This window comes from Marinarcus sediminis (SeqCode), assembly GCF_048571275.1.
In the GTDB taxonomy this organism is placed as follows: domain Bacteria; phylum Campylobacterota; class Campylobacteria; order Campylobacterales; family Arcobacteraceae; genus Marinarcus; species Marinarcus sediminis.
The window spans coordinates 1029994-1048075 of record NZ_CP182357.1; the positions used below are offsets into that span (position 1 = coordinate 1029994).

General features: G+C 33.2%; 14 protein-coding genes. 4 read left to right on the forward strand and 10 right to left on the reverse strand.

Going from position 1 to position 18082, the window contains the following annotated elements; all coding sequences use genetic code 11:
• Positions 1 to 2: 2 nt before the first annotated feature.
• Positions 3 to 1061, forward strand: a complete 1059-nt coding sequence (locus tag ACNI3C_RS05270) for a DUF354 domain-containing protein (RefSeq protein WP_419771205.1) — start codon at positions 3 to 5, stop codon at positions 1059 to 1061.
• On the opposite strand, the gene ACNI3C_RS05275 is transcribed toward ACNI3C_RS05270, so the two are convergent.
• From ACNI3C_RS05275 to ACNI3C_RS05305, 7 genes are read right to left on the reverse strand one after another with little or no spacing between them, the layout of a single operon-like run.
• On the reverse strand, positions 1058 to 1777 hold the full coding sequence (locus ACNI3C_RS05275) for an acylneuraminate cytidylyltransferase family protein (protein ID WP_419771206.1): 720 nt from the start codon (positions 1775 to 1777) through the stop codon (positions 1058 to 1060). The genes ACNI3C_RS05270 and ACNI3C_RS05275 overlap by 4 nt on opposite strands.
• Positions 1770 to 3176: an aminotransferase class I/II-fold pyridoxal phosphate-dependent enzyme gene (locus tag ACNI3C_RS05280; RefSeq protein ID WP_419771207.1), complete on the reverse strand. Its 1407-nt coding sequence runs from the start codon at positions 3174 to 3176 to the stop codon at positions 1770 to 1772. The genes ACNI3C_RS05275 and ACNI3C_RS05280 overlap by 8 nt, the downstream gene beginning before the upstream one ends.
• Entirely contained in the window at positions 3173 to 4024 is an 852-nt protein-coding gene (locus tag ACNI3C_RS05285) for a TIM barrel protein (protein ID WP_419771208.1), read from the reverse strand. The genes ACNI3C_RS05280 and ACNI3C_RS05285 overlap by 4 nt, the downstream gene beginning before the upstream one ends.
• Positions 4021 to 4635, reverse strand: a complete 615-nt coding sequence (locus ACNI3C_RS05290; protein WP_419771209.1) for a NeuD/PglB/VioB family sugar acetyltransferase — start codon at positions 4633 to 4635, stop codon at positions 4021 to 4023. Before ACNI3C_RS05290 ends, ACNI3C_RS05285 begins: the two co-directional genes overlap by 4 nt.
• Positions 4632 to 5678, reverse strand: a complete 1047-nt coding sequence (locus ACNI3C_RS05295; RefSeq protein WP_419771210.1) for an N-acetylneuraminate synthase family protein — start codon at positions 5676 to 5678, stop codon at positions 4632 to 4634. The genes ACNI3C_RS05290 and ACNI3C_RS05295 overlap by 4 nt, the downstream gene beginning before the upstream one ends.
• Positions 5679 to 5688: 10 nt before the next feature.
• Positions 5689 to 7077 (reverse strand): B12-binding domain-containing radical SAM protein, encoded by a 1389-nt coding sequence (locus tag ACNI3C_RS05300; RefSeq protein ID WP_419771211.1) that lies wholly within the window; start codon positions 7075 to 7077, stop codon positions 5689 to 5691.
• Between the two features lie 3 nt (positions 7078 to 7080).
• Entirely contained in the window at positions 7081 to 8958 is a 1878-nt protein-coding gene (locus ACNI3C_RS05305) for a 6-hydroxymethylpterin diphosphokinase MptE-like protein (protein WP_419771212.1), read from the reverse strand.
• A gap of 40 nt (positions 8959 to 8998) precedes the next feature.
• On the opposite strand from ACNI3C_RS05305, the gene ACNI3C_RS05310 reads away from it, so the two are divergent.
• The gene (locus ACNI3C_RS05310) at positions 8999 to 11056 is read left to right on the forward strand and encodes a motility associated factor glycosyltransferase family protein (RefSeq protein WP_419771213.1); all 2058 of its coding nucleotides are present in this window, start codon (positions 8999 to 9001) and stop codon (positions 11054 to 11056) included.
• A 145-nt stretch (positions 11057 to 11201) separates the two neighbouring features.
• Here the strand turns inward: ACNI3C_RS05310 and ACNI3C_RS05315 are convergent, their stop codons facing one another.
• From ACNI3C_RS05315 to trmA, 3 genes are all read right to left on the reverse strand, one after another.
• Complete coding sequence (locus tag ACNI3C_RS05315; RefSeq protein WP_419771214.1) at positions 11202 to 12029, reverse strand: flagellin; 828 nt, start codon at positions 12027 to 12029, stop codon at positions 11202 to 11204.
• A 275-nt stretch (positions 12030 to 12304) separates the two neighbouring features.
• Positions 12305 to 13144 (reverse strand): flagellin N-terminal helical domain-containing protein, encoded by an 840-nt coding sequence (locus tag ACNI3C_RS05320; protein WP_419771215.1) that lies wholly within the window; start codon positions 13142 to 13144, stop codon positions 12305 to 12307.
• A 169-nt stretch (positions 13145 to 13313) separates the two neighbouring features.
• Positions 13314 to 14438 (reverse strand): tRNA (uridine(54)-C5)-methyltransferase TrmA, encoded by a 1125-nt coding sequence (gene trmA / locus ACNI3C_RS05325; RefSeq protein WP_419771216.1) that lies wholly within the window; start codon positions 14436 to 14438, stop codon positions 13314 to 13316.
• A gap of 56 nt (positions 14439 to 14494) precedes the next feature.
• On the opposite strand from trmA, the gene ACNI3C_RS05330 reads away from it, so the two are divergent.
• Together ACNI3C_RS05330 and ACNI3C_RS05335 are read left to right on the forward strand one after the other, a co-directional pair.
• Complete coding sequence (locus ACNI3C_RS05330; protein ID WP_419771217.1) at positions 14495 to 16066, forward strand: helicase-related protein; 1572 nt, start codon at positions 14495 to 14497, stop codon at positions 16064 to 16066.
• Between the two features lie 52 nt (positions 16067 to 16118).
• Positions 16119 to 18074 carry an ankyrin repeat domain-containing protein gene (locus tag ACNI3C_RS05335; RefSeq protein WP_419771218.1) on the forward strand — a complete coding sequence of 652 codons (1956 nt, stop codon included), beginning with the start codon at positions 16119 to 16121 and terminating at the stop codon, positions 18072 to 18074.
• The last annotated feature ends 8 nt before the right edge of the window (positions 18075 to 18082 follow it).

The window sequence follows — 18082 nt, forward strand, 5'->3', positions numbered from 1 at the left end:
GCATGATATGGTTTGATTTAGTAACGCCAAAATCGGTACTTTTTTTTATTCCCATCATTAAAGAGATTGAAAAAAGAGGAAAAAAAGTATTAATTACTGCACGTGAAGGGGCAGGCTACTCTGAAGTGGTTGAGTTACTCAAACTCTACAATATGACCTTTGTCAACCGAGGTGAATTTGGTGGGGCTAATTTACGAGATAAATTGCATGCTTCCATTGAAAGACAAAAAGCGCTTATGGAGTTTGTGACACTTTATGATATTGACAGATTGGTCTGTTTGTGTTCTGTTGATGCCAACAGAGTTGCTTTTGGTTTGGGGATTCCTGTTATTAATTTTTATGACATTCCATTATCAGACTACACAGCCAATTTTAAAAAAGCGCTTCCTCAGGCGAGATTAACTTTGCCTCTTTCAAGTAAAGTATTCAAGCCGTTTGTAGTACCCGATGAAATATTTCTTCGTTTCTCTTTAGATGAAGAACAAATATTTGATTATGATTTTATTGACCCTTTAATTTGGTTAAAAGAGTTCAAACCTGAGTTTAAATATGTTCAAGAGATATTAAAACCGTATAATTTGGATTTAAGTAAAAAGTTAATTATTATTCGAGAAGAGGAGTATAAAGCCTCATATGTGGATAAAAAATTTCCTATTTTATATGAAGCTTTAGAAGAGATACATAACACTACGCACTCAAATATTGTTATAATTCCAAGATATGAAGCGGCGTATTTAAAAGATGAATTCCCTTATGCTACTATCTTAGAAGAGAAAGTGGTTTTACAACACCTTTTAGCTTTTGCAGACTTGTTTATAGGTGGTGGAGGTACATTAAACACAGAAGCATGTTTTTTCAATACACCCACGATTTCAACACGAAGTTTTATCTGTCATTATGATAAATATCAAATTGACAATCACTTGATGGTTTGGGTTAATACCAAAGAGGAGTTGTTGCAACAAGTCTATTCTCTGCTAGAAAATCCACGAAAAAATGAACAAAATGTTTTTGCAAATATGAATTTAGATATCTCCAAAATGGTGGATAATATTCTTTAACTTTTTAAAGAGAAACGTTTTTCAAGCAACACAGAAGCAATATCCAAATCCAATTGCATATCAATATCAATCGAGCGATTTTGAGGCATTTCATAGGCAAAAATATTCTCTTTGAGGAACAAACATCCTTGTTCTAAGAATTTGTTCGTGTTACAGATATAAATGGCACCATTAAGTCTGTAATTTTTTGGTAAATCTTGACTTCTTGATAGTACAGCCACTTTGTCTAAAAATTGGCTCATCTCTTTGTTTTGTGGCAATGTGCCACTCCAATGAATGGGATGTTCCACTTCACATACTGAAACTATCGCATCGGCTTCTTTTTCAAACAAATACTCTATGGCATTGTCAATATCTTCTGCTGTTCTTAATGGTGAAGTGGGTTGTAAATAAACAATATAATCAAACTCTTTTTTTAACACATTTTTATAAAAGTTCAGTGTGTGTTTAATCACATCAGGACGCAAAGCTGTATCATTGGCTAATGCTTCGGGTCGTTTAAAAGGTACTTGTACATCATACTCTTTGGCAATTTTTATAATTCCATCATCATCAGTCGTAACCATCACTTCATCAAGGCAGTTACTTTGTAATGCCGCTTCAATACTCCAAGCAATCAGTGGTTTTCCTGCTACATCTAAGATGTTTTTTTTTGGCAATCTTTTGCTTCCCCCTCGTGCAGCGATGATGGCTAAAAAAGTTTTGTTTTTATACATTTTTTAGAATTTCCTTAATCTCTTCTATACTTTTCAAACTCTCATACGTAGGCAGATTTATACCTACTTTGGATATTTTATGGGTAATGGGGGTAAACTCTTTACAATAGGGTTTATAAATATCCATATCACTTAGAGGGTAAAAAAATGGTCGTGCATCAATGCCATTGGTTTTAAGCTGACTCATATAGGCATCTCTGTTAATATGCTTTGGAACTAAAAGAGAGACCAACCATGTAATTCTCTCTCGCTGAGGTAAATTGTCTTGGAAATGGAAATTTGATTTTTCTAAAACTGTTTTGTAGTTGTTTTCATACATTCTTCTGTTTTTATGAATCTCATCAATTCTCTCTAATTGCGCCACTCCAATAGCTGCTTGCAGATTGGTCAGTCTGTAATTGTACCCTACAACATCATGCCAATATCGCTTTGTTTTACTCATTCCATGGTCTCGTAACACTCTCATTTTTTCATCAAGGTCTAAAGAGTTAGTTGTACACATTCCTCCTTCACCTGTGGTAATGACTTTATTCCCAAAAAAAGAGAAACACCCAATGTCGCCAAAACTCCCTACTTTTTTGTCTTGGAATTTGGCACCGTGTGCTTCCGCACAATCTTCAATGACTTTTAAATGGTGTTTTTTGGCAATGTTCATAATGGCTTCCATATCACATGCTTGCCCATAAATATGCACGGGAATAATGGCTTTTGTTTTGGGTGTAATCGCTTTTTCTATGGCTTTGGGATCAATGCACCAACTCTTCTCTTCAATATCGACAATCACTGGGGTGGCTTTGGCATGAAGGACGGCATTAATCGTTGCTGCAAAAGTAAAATCAGGAATAATGACTTCATCCCCTTCTTTAATATCCAAAGCAATTAATGCAAGATGTAAGGCAACGGTACCATTCGACACGGCAACACCATATAAACAATCACTGTAAGCCGAGAACTCTTTTTCCAGTTTATTGATATACTCACCACTGCTTGAAATCCAAGTACTCATAAACGCATCGGTGAGATATTTGAACTCATTTCCATTAAGGTTAGGAATGGCTACAGGGAAATAGATGTTTTGTTTGTATTGAAAATAATCCACCACTTTTTTGTTTTTGTCTACAATGGGAATGATTTTAATTTTATAAGTGATTTTTTTGATAAGGGCTTCATATGACTCATTCCAATAAGCATAAATAAAATTTTTTGAAACCACGTTTTTAACTATCTCTTGCAAACTGGTATCTGCAAGTAGAGCTCTTCTTATATCTCCATCGGTGATGGTTCCACAAAGGGTGTTTTCTTCATCAACCACAAATGCAACTCCCATTGCATTCTCATTGATAATTTTCATTGCTTGAATCAGTGTATCAGTCTCTTTACAAAGCATATTTGCTATCATTGGATTGCCTCTTGTAGTAGGGTATAACTCTCTTTTATTTTGTTAATATTATCATATATTTCTAAGGTAAAATCTTTATTGTGTAAATCATGGTGTTGCATCATGGTTAAAAGTTCTGAATTTTTTGTTAAGCTATGGTTTAAATCATGCAGAGCATCGTTATCGCTGATGTGCACATAATCAGACGCTTGAAGCATATGGCTTAATTCCTCTTCAAAGTTCAGAGATAAGGTGTGAGAACTCACTTTTAAGTGTGCCACATCTAAAAGTAAATTAAAGTCTAAAACTTTCCGCAATTCTTGGTAATCTTGAAAACAACACAACATAAAAAATTGTTCCCCTTCATAGGTGGTAAAGTTTGTACTTGAAAAGACATTGTTTTCAAGATAGAGCTCTAAGGAAGCAGCTATTTTTTGCAGTGCTTTGAAGGCCAGACAAAATCTCTCTAAAGAGAGAGTTTTATCAAAAAGCGATTCTCGAGTAATTTTTTTACCGATTTCATTGACCTTGATATCAATTAAAAATCCCGCATGAAAACCAAACTGTTTTGCCCCTAATTGTTTAGAAAGTTCAATGGCATGGATGAGGTGATTAAAAGATTTTTCATAAATTTCATCATTCAAAGAAGCCAAATTGAGAACAAAGTGCTCTTTAGGAGGAGGGAAATAGTTGTGGCAAAGATAATTCAAACTGTATTTTACTTTTAAATCCAGCAAATCATCTTCAAACCCCTCATAATATTGTGTCCCACCAGAGAGTTCAATGTTTTGAAATCCATTGAGGGCAAGCTCTTCAACTGAGTCTTTAATATGAGCATGCTTTACACAAGAGGATGAAACATAAATCATTTGATTTTCCTTGCCGGAACGCCGACATAAGTGCCACTTTGGGTGATATTGTTTGTAACAACTGCACCAGCACCGATGATGACATCATCACAAACAGAGACTTTATCAATGATGGTTGCACTTGCTCCCACAAAACAACGACTGCCAAGCGTTACACGGCCACATAATCGCGCTCCCACTGAGATATGATTATGATGACCAACTGTGACCTCATGCTCAAGTATGGCACCACTGTTGATGATGTTGTTATCACCAAGTGAGCTATTAGAATTAATATAAACATGGGCAAAAATTTGATTGGCCATACCTATTTTGACACCCTCTTCAATGTAAGTTGTTGGATGTGTAAGAGAGTCTTGAATGAGACTATTTCTAAAGGAGTGAAAGAGTGATTCTCGTTTTGTGTTGTCGCCAATGGATAAGAAAACCAAACTCTCTTTAGGTATGTTGGTTATTTTGCCTACAACAGGAACCGCTTGAATCAACTCTTTTGTATCCGATGAATAGGTTTCATCGTATATTGTCAATTGATTTAGTGAAAAATGTGTTTTAAGTAAATTAAGTGAAGAGCGAGTATGCCCTCCTGCGCCGATGATGGATATTTTTTTCATAGTTCTATGATGTCATCTTGTTTATAATTTTTGGTTGCAACACAATTTAAAAGTTCATCAAAATATATGGGTGAAATCCCTTTTCCCCCCGTTCGTTTTGCGATGATATTGTGTGCACTGAAGTGTTCGCCTTGTCTGATTTCACATGAAGCAACCAGTGATTTTTGAAGCGATTCTCTGGTTTTGAGTTCACTTAAATTGGGTTTTTTAATGCTGCTTCCCATGTAAGTGTCCACACGTTTGACTAATTGAACAAATTCAATGAGTTCTTCAGGGCATAATGAAGCTTGATGGTCTGGCCCACTGTTGGTTTTGTCCAAAGTGAAGTGTTTTTCAACCACTTTAACGCCCATTGGAATAGCAAATGGTGCTGCCCCAATACCAACGGTATGGTCTGAATAACCCAACAACATATCAAAAGCTTTTTTGTAGCTGTTTAAAACTGCTAAATGCGCTTCATTGTCTTGGATAGGATAATTGGCACTGCATTGAAGCAAGACCACATCTTGATTGTACATTTTAATTGTTTTTAACGCCAATTCCACTTCTGAAAAGAAGGACATCCCTGTGGATAAAAAGATGGGTTTGCCTTTTTTGGCCACTTTTTCTAAAAAGGGAAGATTGGTTGTATCGGTTGAGGCAATTTTATAGGCATCTAAATTTAATTCATCCAATTCATCCAAACTTTGTTCATCAAAGGGGGTGGTTAAAAAGAGGATGTTTTTTTCTTTACAATAGCGTTGTAACTCTATGTTTTGTGCTTGAGTGATTTCAAGTTTTTTCAACATATCAAATTGTGATTCACTTTTGCTTGTGGTTTGCTGTTGGTAAGGCGCTTTGGCAACGTTTTGCAAAATCAATGCTTCTGTTTTAAAGGCTTGAAATTTGACAGCATCTGCTCCTGCCCGACACGCTACATCAATAAGTTGTTTGGCAATGCTTATATCACCACCATGATTGACCCCTGCTTCTGCAATGATAAATGTGGCACTGTTTTCATCAATAATGTGATTACCAATTTTGATTGTTTTGTTAAAGTTCATAATATCGCCTTTAGGTTTGTCTAAATCCTCGAAATGTTGCATCTTTGTTTTTATATAAATTCTCTAATTGTTGAGTTGTTCTTTCCAATAATCTTCGTTGATAATTTTGCAATAAGAGTGAATTGGCTTCATACAGTGCCTCATAAAACTCTTCATCTGTAAGTTTAGTGAAATTACAGGTCAATAGGTCTGAATTGGTGTGTTTATTTTCATAAAAATCAGCCACATCTTTTAAAAGTCCCTCTTTGATTGCATAATGATACAAAGGTGAACCTGGGTAGGGTGTCACTGGACGTATGGTTCTTAATTGTGCACCATCATCATATTTTAACAGAAAATTCACCCCTTGCATAAGGGTTTCTTTGGTTTCATCAATATTTCCAAAAATAATATTAAATCCAGGACTGATTCCTTCATCAAGTGTGGCTTGAATACCACTTTCAATCTGTTTGGTGGTTAAGACTTTGTCCATATTTTTTAAAATGACATCATCAAAGGCTTCAATGCCATAGTTGATAAAAACACAACCCGCTTCTTTCATGAGTTTGAGCACTTTGGGTTTGGCATAGTTTAATCGCCCATTACAGTCCCATTTGATTTTTAGACCTGATTTGATAATGTCTTCACACAGACTCATGGTTCGACCAATGGAAGACATCAGCAGTTCATCGGAAAATGCAATGTAGGTAATACCGTAATTTTTTTGAAGATATTTAATCTCTTCAATAATGGATGCATTGCTTCGTGCTCGAAATCCTTTGTCCATTCGGTAGCAAAAATTACAGGTAAAAGTACAGCCACGACCACTGAGCACTGGCATAATAAAATCCGTTGAACTGCAGTTTGGCATACGAAGCAATCGGTAATGCTCAATATTAAACAGATGATACGCAGGCATAACAATGGTATCGACATCTTCAATTAAAGGTCGATCTCCATTGACATAGGTTTTGCCATTTTTTTGGTAAGCAATGCCTAAAACGGTACTGAAAGATTTTTTGTTTTCATAATGCTCTAAGAGGTCAATGATGGTATTTTCACCTTCACCTCGAATAATGACATCTGCTTCTGTTTTTTCTAAAAAATATTGAGGTTCAGGGCTTGGGCCAAAACCACCTATAAGATATAAAGGTCTTTGCGTTGAATTGTTAATGGCTTGCGAAATCTTTAACGCTTTTTTGTACTCATAATACCCGCCAATAAAACTCAATCCCACGACATCGTAATATTCATTGTTCAGTTTTTCTGTGAGGTGAGATTCGGGGTAGTGGTGAATGTCTTGTTCATATATTTCAACTTCGTGATGGTGTTTGAGTAAGGTTCCTGCAATATAGGCAATACTTTGTGGAAACCATTGTACGAGTGATTCATTGTCATACGTTATTAATAAAATTTTCATGAGTTATTTTTCTTTTACAGTGGCATAAATAGTGTTTAATTTTTCTACGAGTTGTGCTATTTGGTGTTGACGTATTTTATTTGCTTCTTTTTTAGAATCGAAAAAGTTATAATAGGGATTAATCAAATTAAAATATTTGTTGATAATACTTAAAATAATTGAGTATTCAAAATTTCTTTTGAGTTGTAAAAAGTTTTTGTAAAAATGTTCATCGTTTTTGATGGCAGATATTTTCTTTAAAATCTTTCTCTCTTTTTGAATGTTTTTACTGTCCAATGAACTGAGTCTTGTTTTGCTTATAGTATTTAACGCTTGTGTAAATTCATCATAAAATGTTGCCTTATCGATGGCTTCTGTAAATTTTACATCTTTTGTATGTGTGGGGTGCGTGTTCTTAAAATAGGCTCCATCGGAGAGATTATAGATGTTTACTTTTGAATCAGCTTTTTGAAGTGTATGGTTTAACTGTTCGATCATTTCACTGTATTCAATAAAAGTGGGCACTTGTTCTTGGAAGTTACCTTTGACATAAAGAATATCTTTTTCAAAATCAATGGACGATGATGTGTTATTATTACTTAAATCTACTTGTGTGGATGATTCATGTGTACCGACATAGGTTGCTCCTGTTTTTGAGTTGATTGCGGCATCAATTCCCAGTAAATAAAGCTTGGTAACGCCCAGTTTCAGTAAAATTCCTGTGCCAATATCTCCTACGGTTATGCCTGAAAAGAAGCCATTTCCTAAAAAAAGTTCCAGTGTATTTTGCATAAAAAAGATGGGATTATGTTTTAAAATGGTATACAAATCAAAATCAATTTTAATAGAGGCTAAGATAATGGTTTTTTCATAAAATGAAGGGGATACATCAAATTGTCTAATCATTTGCTCTTTTTTTGCATCCAGAATAATAATGACATCGGGTTTAATGAGAAAAAGTTCAAGCTGTTTTAAAACAGCCGAAGAAGCTACAATAATAAACTCTTTTTGGTTCTTCTCTAACCATTTGATATTTTCCCCCAATGATGGACCAGCGCCTAAAAATATTACTTTCTTGTTCTCTAAAAACGTATACTCTTTGGATAAATCTAAAATAGGTTTATTTTGGTTAAAAAAATAGTGATACCCTCTTTGTAAACTCAGAATATATTCACTGAAAGGGTATCTCATTTCATTGAATTGTGTTAAGAGTAAAGAGAGTTTTGGAATGAGATGCGCATTTTTTTGCGAGCCCAATTCGTAGTGAATAAAATGGTTATACTCTTGAAACTCTTCTAAAAATTGATTGACGATACTATTTATTTGTGATTCACTTTGTGCTATACAAAAATAAAGTGAACTGTTTTGGGCTAAAGTTTCATAGTCTGTCATAAACATTGAGAGTCGAAAGATTTCAATATCAGGCTCAATAATCAAATAAGATTTGGCTCTGAGTTGATTATGAAAATCATTGATATGAACGCCAAGCAGTGTACCTACGAAAATAAACTTTTGAACCTCTTGGGTGATGTTTGTTTCAGTAAAACAAGTGATATACTCATTGAGATATTCATATGCATTGATTTCATTTTCATAATGTCGTTTTTTTTCAAGGGGTTTTAATTGAATCATGGCAAAAGCATTGGAAAAAGTAAACTCTTTGAGCCTTTTTTGTGCATCAAGAAACGGGTCACAGCCATACTGTTTGACATTGTCTTTTAAGAAGGTCAGTTCAAAATGGTTATTGGTAAAATCCAATGAATAGTGTTCAAGTTGTAAATTTTGGAATTGAATAATGGCATCATAAAGTGAAGCAAATTTGCTTTTAAAAAAGTTCATATTTTTAAGATATATTTGCTCTAATGTCTGCTGAATTTCAGCCAGTTCTTTATTTTTATTCATACCATAGTATAATATTTAACTCATTAAGCAAAGGTTATAAATGTCTAAAGAAAAAGCTCAACAAGAGTTACAAAATATTTTACTTAAAACATATTTTAGAAATTTGGAATTTTTACAAGAAGAAGACAACCTTTTATATGAAAGGGTTGTTAATTTATCTCATGCTATTGATACTCAAACATACTCTCCTCGATATGAAATTGATTTTTTAGAGCAAGAGGGTGAGTTTGATATTTATGATGTACATACAGATACCTATTTGTATCATAAAAAACCAAAAGCATATAAGAATAAAGCCTTGAACAGTGTTGGGTTTGATATGAAAGGCTCTTTTTCCCTTTTTGAAAGAGAACTTTATAAAATAAGTGATATTGAAACTCTAGAATTTGATAAAAGCACCATTACGGAAAATAATGAAAGTTTCATAAAAGTGTATTGCGATTTACAAAAATATGTTCAAATTTTAAAAGAAGATGTTAACAAACCAAAAAAATTGAAAGAAATTTCCAAGTTTATATTTATAGGAACACTCTTAGGAAGACATATTCCATTAATTGCAAAAAAAATTAAAGCAAAAACGTATTTTGTGCATGAACCCAATTTGGAGATATTTCGTCTGTCTTTATTTGTTGTTGACTACACAATATTAATTGATAATGCGAGTGTGCGATTTTCTATTATGGACGATGCTGCTATTTTTGAAAAAAAAATAATGAATTATCTCTATTTAAATAATTGGGAAAATCATATCATTAAATTTTATACAACCGATTATAATATACAAGAATCATTTGAGCAAGTATTAAATGGAATTGCAATCGCTAAACCTACGGCGTTTAATTATAATATGATTCTTTATAATGTGATACGAAATTTAATACTCAGAGTAAATCATTATAAGTTTATAAAATTTCCTTTGAATAAAATGCTTCCTTTATTTAGTAGTAAACCTATTTTATACTTGTGTGCAGGTCCTTCATTGGAAGAAAATATTCAATGGGTTAAGCAACATCAAAAAAAATTCATACTAGTAACAATAGGAGCAACTTATAAGAAACTGTTAAATCAGGAAATAGTACCTGATATTATAGTAACTTTAGATGGCAGTTATAAGGCGTTGAATAAATTGCAATTTGATTTGGAAAGTACACAAAAAATTCAAGATGTGATTATTTTAGCTTCAGCCATGACTGAACAAAAAATTCTTGATAGATTTAATCAGGAGAAACTTTTTTTATATGAAACAATGATTTCGTTAAATGATGATACTCCCTTAAGTGGTCACAGTGTAGGAGAGTTTGGATACAAATTACTTTTAGAATTTGGTGCAAAAGAGTTATATTTATTGGGAACAGATTTGGCACTTCATCAAAAAGAAGGCTCATCTCACTCCAGTGATTCTTCAAGTCACGCTAAAAAGTTCGATTTAAACAACATTAAATCAAGTGCCGAAAAAGGAACCTTCAGTTTATCAGATGATCTCGTAAGAGTAAAAGGTAATTTTGAGGATAAGGTATTAACAACACGACTATTAAATAACTCTTTGGTCTATTATAACAACATAGAAAAAGAGAATTTTCAACATATCTATAATTTGTGTACACATGGAGCATTTATAAAAGGTACGCAACCAACATTAATTGAAAATATAAAGATTGATGAGTTTAAGGAGTTGGAAAAAAATCAATTATTTCAAAACATGATTTTGAATGAGTTAAATGAAACCAGTTCCATTGGTTTAGATAAAGAACAAGTAGCGAGAATAAAACGATACAATGAGAAATTAGATGAAATTTTATTTTTAATTCAAGAATTTCGTAAAATAAAATTTTACACATATGACAATTTTAAACTCTATTTTCGTGAGATTATTAAGCTATTTATAGAAAAATCAGAGGATAGACCTTCCACTCTTTCTAAAGTAATTTCACTCTTTATTCCTATTGTAAATATCTATATTGACTATTCATTTAATACAGCTAAAATGAAGAATGAATCCTCTAAAATAGATAAGGTTGCAGCATTTTGGTTTGATGACGTTGAAACATTTATTTTGGATTATAAAAAATTGATAGAAGAGAATATATTAAATCAATAAAAAAAGCTCAAACCTTTGGTTTGAGCTTTTAAATTAACGCATATCGTAGCAGTAAAACTGCTACTTTAACGACTTATTGTAAAAGTCTTAATACGTTTTCAAAGAAACATTCAACGCAAATAAATTTGCTATGCTAGATTACTTCTTATTGAAGTAATCTAAGAACATTTTGTTGCGCAGCATTCGCTTGAGAAATAGCATAAGCACCTGCTTGAGCGATAATGTTTTGTTTATTAAAGTTTGCACTTTCTTTCGCATAATCAACATCTCTGATAATAGATTCAGCTGCTTTAACGTTAGTAGCTTGAGTCATTAAGTTTCTTACGGCTGAATCAACTTGGTTTTGAACAGACCCAATAGAACCTCTTTTTTTATTCAAATCATTAATTGCAGTATCAACAAGACCTTCTAAGGTTCCTGCTGAAGCAGCTGTAATTGCTGAAAGACTGTTTAATGAAGATATTCCTGTATAATTAGCCAATTGAGATTTAACTGCAGACAATGTGATTTTGTTATTGCTGGAACTTTCACCCACTTGGAAATCTAAATCTGTAGCATTAGTTGAAATTAAATCTGTCCCATTATAGTTCGTAGATTTTGCAATATTTTCAAATTGAGTCATCAATTTTGCAATATCTGCAGCAATCGCATTTCTACCTGCTGTTGAAGTAGTTGCCGTATTTGCTTGAATTAATTTGGCTTTAACAGAATCTAGAATATTAGATTGTTCTGCCATTGATTTATCTGCAATTTGTAAAAGTGCAATTGCAGAGTTACCATTGTCGATACCTTGATTAATAGAAGTCGCTTGAGTTCTAAGTTTATCAGCAATTGCTAAACCAGAAGCATCATCTGACGCTTTATTAATTCTAAGACCTGAACTTAATTTTTCTAATGCACTTTGCATTCTAGAGTTAGTTAAATTCGCTGCTTCTTGTGCGTTTAAAGACGCTACGTTGGTATTAATTCTCATAATAAATCCTTTTTAATTATGACACATTGTAAATTTTAAAAAAACTTACGCCGGAAACATTCTTGTGTGAGCAAGCATAGAGTAAAAACGTAAAAGTTAAAACTCTTCGGAATCAATTGACCCCTAATTTATATAAGAGAAGTATGACACACCATTTCTTAGAATTAGCTTAAATTTATACTAAAAAAAAGAAAAGTTTATAAAATTTTGTAAATAGCAAAAAAAAAGCCCAACTCACAAGAGTTGGGCTTAAAAGTTAAGAAGAATTATAGAGATTATTGTAACAATCTAAGAACGTTTTGTTGTACTTGATTTGCTTGGCTCATTGCAAACGTTCCAGCTTGTGCAATAATGTTTTGTTTATTAAAGTTTGCACTCTCTGCAGCATAATCAACATCACGAATAATAGATTCTGCTGCTTTAACATTAGTCTCTTGAGTCATTAAGTTTCTTACGGCTGATTCAACTTGGTTTTGAATAGACCCAATCGCCCCTCTGTATGTATTCAGAGTTGTAATAGCTGCATCAACTGTTGATTGAGCATTGGCTGCAGTTGCAGCACCCATTACTGAAATAGATGTGAAGGCAGATAAACTTAATGCTGTTGTATTCGAATTGATTGCTGTTGAACTGATTTTATTGTTTACGGCATCTTCACCTACTTGGAAGTTAAGTGCTGGTGCAGAACTTGTACCAGACGCACTTGAAATCAGTTGGGTACCATTATAGTTGGTTGATTTTGCAATATTATCCAACTGTGTTAAGAGTTTTGAAATATCTGAAGCAATAGAGTTTCTACCTGCAGTAGATGTTGTTGCGGTATTGGCTTGAATTAGTTTGGCTTTAACCGTGTCTAAAATTTGAGATTGCTCTGCCATTGACTTATCTGCAATTTGTAATAACGTAATTGCAGAATTACCATTGTCAATTCCTTGTTTAATAGAAGTTGCTTGCGTTCTTAACTTATCTGCAATTGCTAATCCCGAAGCATCGTCTGCTGCCTTATTGATTCTTAGACCTGAACTTAATTTCTCAAGAGCATTGTTCAGCTTAATATTTGTATTGCTGTTGGCTTCTTGAGCATTTAATGAAGCTATGTTTGTATTGATTCTCATGGCTTAACCTTTTTTTATTTTATAGTAAAAGATTAACCTAACATGAATGAGTATGTCAAATATAAAACAATGTTTTTTCTCTAAAATATAACAATTTTTTGAAAAAAATAATAATAAAAGCTAATCTTAAGAAAAGTTCAGTAAAAGAGCTTTAACTGTTATACATTTCTTAGGATTTTCTCTTAGTTAAAATAACACCGCTTTCAATGTGTTGGGTATAGGCAAATTGGTCAAAAAGAGCAATGTTTTGAATCTCATGTGTTTTAATTAACTCTTCTAAATCACGATGAAGTGTCTCTGGGTTGCAAGAGATATAGATGATTTGCTCAAAATCTTTGACTAAATTCCGAGTTAGGTCATCCAATCCCGCTCTTGGAGGATCCACAAAGATGGTTGAGAATTGATAACTTTTTAAATCAATCTCTTTGAGTCTGTTAAAGGCTCTTTTTTCATTGAGAGCCTCTACAAACTCTTCGGCACTCATTCGTATAAAGGCAATGTTGTGAATATCATTTAACGTACAATTTAATTGAGCCGATTTAATCGAAGTTTTTGAAATCTCAGTGGCTAAGACTTTTTCATACTGAGTCGATAATGCAATGGTAAAATTCCCCCCACCACAATAAAGCTCACATAAATCACCTCCTCCTTTAGAATGGTTTAAGACCCATTCAACCATTTGTATATTTACGTTGGTATTAGGTTGAGTAAAACCACCCTCTTTATAGTGAAAGTAATAGGGCTTTTCATTGATAATCAAACGCTCTTTAATATAGTCTTCACTCAGAACGATTTTTTGTTTTTTAGAACGTCCCATTATTTTAATAGAAAACTCTTTTTCTAACGCATGGGCTTTTGTAATCCACTCATCGGTAAGTTTGGTGTGATATATTAATGTTACAAGGGTATCGTTTGTAGATGACGTTAAAAACTCTATGCTAAAAAGTTTTGTTCTTAAAATGCTCTCTTGTTGAAGTTTATTTAGAAGCACAGGCATGAGTTGTGCAATTTTAGCACAGACAATAGAACAACTTGAAATTTCTAGGACATTTTTATTGATGTCATTCATGGCATAAGAGAGTGTTGGTTGGTTTTCGTTGCTGAAATCTTTCCATATTTTAAATTCAATTCGGTTTCTAAAATGACTGTTTTCACTTTGAATAACATCAAATTTTAACGTGGTAAAAGGCTTAAATCTCTCTTCTTCTCTTTGTACTTTATACAAAAGTTGTTCATCATAACTCATGGCATACAAAGTACAGCTTCCGCATTTCCCAAAATATTCGCAATTCATTAATATATGGCTCCTAATTTAATGGTATATTATATTGTATTCATTATAATAGCCTCATGAAAACAACATGGCAAGACCAATTACATCAACTTTTAAATTGTGATTTAAAAACACTTTATCCCTTAGCAAGAAGTATGCAAAGAAAACTCTACTTTTTTGTAGGACCAACCAACAGTGGGAAAACCTATCGTGCCATGCAAGAGCTGAAAAGTGCAGATTGCGGGATATATTTAGCTCCCCTAAGACTTTTAGCTCTGGAAGGGTATGAAACCCTTAAAAAAGAGGATATTCCTGTCTCTTTGGTTACCGGTGAAGAACAGATATTTAACGAAGATGCCTCTCATGTGTGTTCAACTATTGAGATGATTGATTTTAATATGGATGTGGATGTTGCAGTAATTGATGAAATTCAAATGCTTGATGACGTAGATCGAGGGTGGGCTTGGGTCAATGCCATCATTGGAACACCTGCAAATAAAATTATTATGACAGGAAGTGTCAATGCCTTAGATGCGGTTAAAAAAATTGCTGAATATTTGGGAGAAGAGTTAGAAGTGGTGCGGTTTAAACGTAAAAATGAGTTGCAACTTCTGGAACATCAAACCAATTTAAGAGATTTAGAAAAAGGCACAGCCCTTATTGCCTTCAGTAGAAAAGATGTTTTGATGTACAAACAAAAACTGCAAAAGTATCACAAAGTATCAGTCATTTATGGAAATTTATCGCCCGAAGTACGTCGTGATGAAGCCAGAAGATTTCGGCACGGAGAGAGTGATATTTTAATTGCTACAGATGCTATTGCCATGGGATTAAATTTACCTATTAAAACCATTTTGTTTACGACGTGTGAAAAGTTTGATGGGGTATCAAGACGATTAATCAGTCCTAATGAAATTGTTCAAATAGCAGGTCGTGCAGGCAGATATGGACATCATGAAGAGGGGTTTATTGGAGCAACAAGTAAAAAAACATTAGAACACGTGCATGAGTTGTTTAAAATGCCTATTAAAACCATTAAGCCTCCTTTTAAGGTGAAAGCCTCTTCGGATCAAATTGAAGCCATTGCATCTCACTTACAAACCAAAAGTTTGACCAAAGTGTTAAAATTTTTTGCAGACAATATGTATTTTAGTGGTCCGTTTGTTGCTGCAAATATTGGTTCGATGATTACGGCTTCTTTGATTGTGGATGAAAAATTTAATTTGAAATTACAAGACAAATATATGCTTTCACAAGCTCCCATGACTACAAAATCACCTTTGATAAAACAAGCGTATGAAGTCTATATTAACTCTGTACTTAAAAACAGAGTAGTACGGTACAAACCCTCAATTACCGTTCCAAAAACAGCAAAAACACAAAAAGATTTACTTTTAGTTGAAGATGAAGTAAAAAAGATTTCACTCTATTTGTGGTTGGCATATAAATTGCCTGAACTTTTTCCCGACAGCATTAAAGCGCGAATGACAAGAGACTCTTTAAATAAATTTATAGAGAATTCTTTAAAAAATAACATTAAATTTGAAAATGAACAGACCCCTTACAATAAAAAAAAGAGTGAATCTCCCAGAAAATATGGACAGAGTAAAGGGAAAGAGTTTCGTGGGAAAAGACGAAGAGAATCATAAATTTAATTGACAATTTGGTATACTAAAGCCCTATGTATGTCAAGGAATGTGAATGTTGCGCTTTATAAAATCAAAAGATAAATCAAAACTGCTTTTTCAAGAGTTAGTCAAAGAGTTAAATAAAAATACATTTGATGAAAAAAAAGTACTTAAACTTCTTAAACCTGATATAAACATCAATGAATTGGATGAAAAGGGTCGAAATATTCTTTTTGATTTATCCAAAAAAAGAAAAATTGAAGCCATTAAACTGCTGTTAAAACATGGACTTGATATCAATATTGAAGACAATTTTGGCAAAACCGTTTTAAATGAAGCCATCAATCAAGGCGATGGGATAATGATTCGTTTTTTGCTTGAACATGGGGTCAGTATTAATCATGTCAATAAATCTTACCGAACGGTTTGTCATGATGTTGCACTTGAAGCCAAAGAGAAAATTTTTAAAATTTTGATGATAAAAGATCCCGATTTAACGCTTCCTGACGCCTACGAACGAACGGCACTCTTTGACGCGGTAGAGGGTGGGAGTATTGAGATTCTAAAAGAGATTGTTAATAATATTCCCGAAGAAGAGATCAATAAAACAGACATAAATGGACAAACAGCGCTTTTTAATGCAGTTTTAAAAGAGGACTCAAGCATTGCTCGATTTTTAATTAATTATGGAACAGATGTCAATATTGTGGATAAGAACAGACAAAATGTACTTTTTAATGCGGTTATTTTAGGAGTAGATAATCTTGAACTTATTGAGTTACTCATTAAAAAAGGGATTAATTTAGATCAACAAGACACATTGGGTCTTACCATTGTTGATGAAATTTTAAAGTTATTGAGTTTTATCAAAAATCCTACAGAAGATTTAACGAGTAAATATCGATTTGTCAATCAAGAACGAAATTATTTGAAACTCACTTCTGTTCTTATGGAGTATGATTTACCTTTAAACAGACCCAACAAAGAGGGGAAAACACTTCTTTACAGAGAAGTTGAAAACAGAAATTATGAAGCACTTGATTTTCTTTTATCTGCAGGTGCAAATATTAATATGCCTGATATTAACGGACGAACGGTTCTTTTTGATGCGATTTATGATGGTTTAGAAAATATCAATATGATTGAGTATCTCATTGACAAGGGTGCAAATATTGATCACGAAGATTATGAAGAGAGAACCATCATTGATGAGTTGGTTGAAATCATTTTAATTCAACAAAATGGAAAAGAAAAGCGTTCAAGAAAACATTTGGATATTAAAAAAGACGCCGATTATCTGGGACTTTTAAAACGATTATTGAGCAACAAACCCAAAATAAATCGACAAAAGAGCAATGGGCGAACCATTATTTTTGATTTGGTCAATTATAAAAACTTTGAACTTTTGAAACTCTTTTTAAACAGTGATTTGGATGCCAATATTGAAGACAATGAGTTGAAAACTCCTATGAGTATGATGATTGAAGATGGTTTGAAATTAAAAAATCCCAAAGAGAGAGAACAGTTTTTTGAACGATTGACATTCCTTTTAAAATACCGAACCAATGTCAATGCCATTGATAAAGAAGGGCGTACGGTTTTACATAAAGCCGTTATTGCGGATGATTTAGAAGTGGTTGAAAAGCTTATCTCTTCAAAAAAATTGGATTTTAATATCAAAGACAAACAAGGAAGAACCGCACTGCATCATACGCAATGGAAAGGCAATGTCAAAATGGCACGCTTATTAATTGCCTCTGGAGCCAATCCCAATGAGCCTGATGGAGCAGGGTACACTCTTTTGAATTATGCTGCAATTTTAGGTCACACAAAATTGGTACAGTTATTAATATCTTATGGTGTCTTAATGTATAATAAAAATAAGAAAAGTCCATCCGTGACAAAAGTTTTTTTAGAAAAAGAGGAGAACTTGGATAAGTTACTTCAAGGAAATATCACAGACATGAATATGAGAAATGCCATTATTCAAGTCATTGACAATTTAAAAAAAGAGATACACAGCGTATAAATAGGAAA

What these genes read in the sequence shown, in the direction of transcription:
- ACNI3C_RS05330 (WP_419771217.1), top strand. Translation starts at nt 14,495, where the DNA reads ATGAAAACAACATGGCAAGACCAATTACATCAACTTTTAAATTGTGAT.
- ACNI3C_RS05305 (WP_419771212.1), bottom strand. Translation starts at nt 8,958, where the DNA reads ATGAATAAAAATAAAGAACTGGCTGAAATTCAGCAGACATTAGAGCAA.
- ACNI3C_RS05300 (WP_419771211.1), bottom strand. Translation starts at nt 7,077, where the DNA reads ATGAAAATTTTATTAATAACGTATGACAATGAATCACTCGTACAATGG.
- ACNI3C_RS05280 (WP_419771207.1), bottom strand. Translation starts at nt 3,176, where the DNA reads ATGATAGCAAATATGCTTTGTAAAGAGACTGATACACTGATTCAAGCA.
- ACNI3C_RS05295 (WP_419771210.1), bottom strand. Translation starts at nt 5,678, where the DNA reads ATGAACTTTAACAAAACAATCAAAATTGGTAATCACATTATTGATGAA.
- ACNI3C_RS05320 (WP_419771215.1), bottom strand. Translation starts at nt 13,144, where the DNA reads ATGAGAATCAATACAAACATAGCTTCATTAAATGCTCAAGAAGCCAAC.
- ACNI3C_RS05275 (WP_419771206.1), bottom strand. Translation starts at nt 1,777, where the DNA reads ATGTATAAAAACAAAACTTTTTTAGCCATCATCGCTGCACGAGGGGGA.
- ACNI3C_RS05290 (WP_419771209.1), bottom strand. Translation starts at nt 4,635, where the DNA reads ATGAAAAAAATATCCATCATCGGCGCAGGAGGGCATACTCGCTCTTCA.
- ACNI3C_RS05315 (WP_419771214.1), bottom strand. Translation starts at nt 12,029, where the DNA reads ATGAGAATTAATACCAACGTAGCGTCTTTAAACGCACAAGAAGCAGCG.
- ACNI3C_RS05285 (WP_419771208.1), bottom strand. Translation starts at nt 4,024, where the DNA reads ATGATTTATGTTTCATCCTCTTGTGTAAAGCATGCTCATATTAAAGAC.
- ACNI3C_RS05270 (WP_419771205.1), top strand. Translation starts at nt 3, where the DNA reads ATGATATGGTTTGATTTAGTAACGCCAAAATCGGTACTTTTTTTTATT.
- ACNI3C_RS05335 (WP_419771218.1), top strand. Translation starts at nt 16,119, where the DNA reads ATGTTGCGCTTTATAAAATCAAAAGATAAATCAAAACTGCTTTTTCAA.
- trmA (WP_419771216.1), bottom strand. Translation starts at nt 14,438, where the DNA reads ATGAATTGCGAATATTTTGGGAAATGCGGAAGCTGTACTTTGTATGCC.
- ACNI3C_RS05310 (WP_419771213.1), top strand. Translation starts at nt 8,999, where the DNA reads ATGTCTAAAGAAAAAGCTCAACAAGAGTTACAAAATATTTTACTTAAA.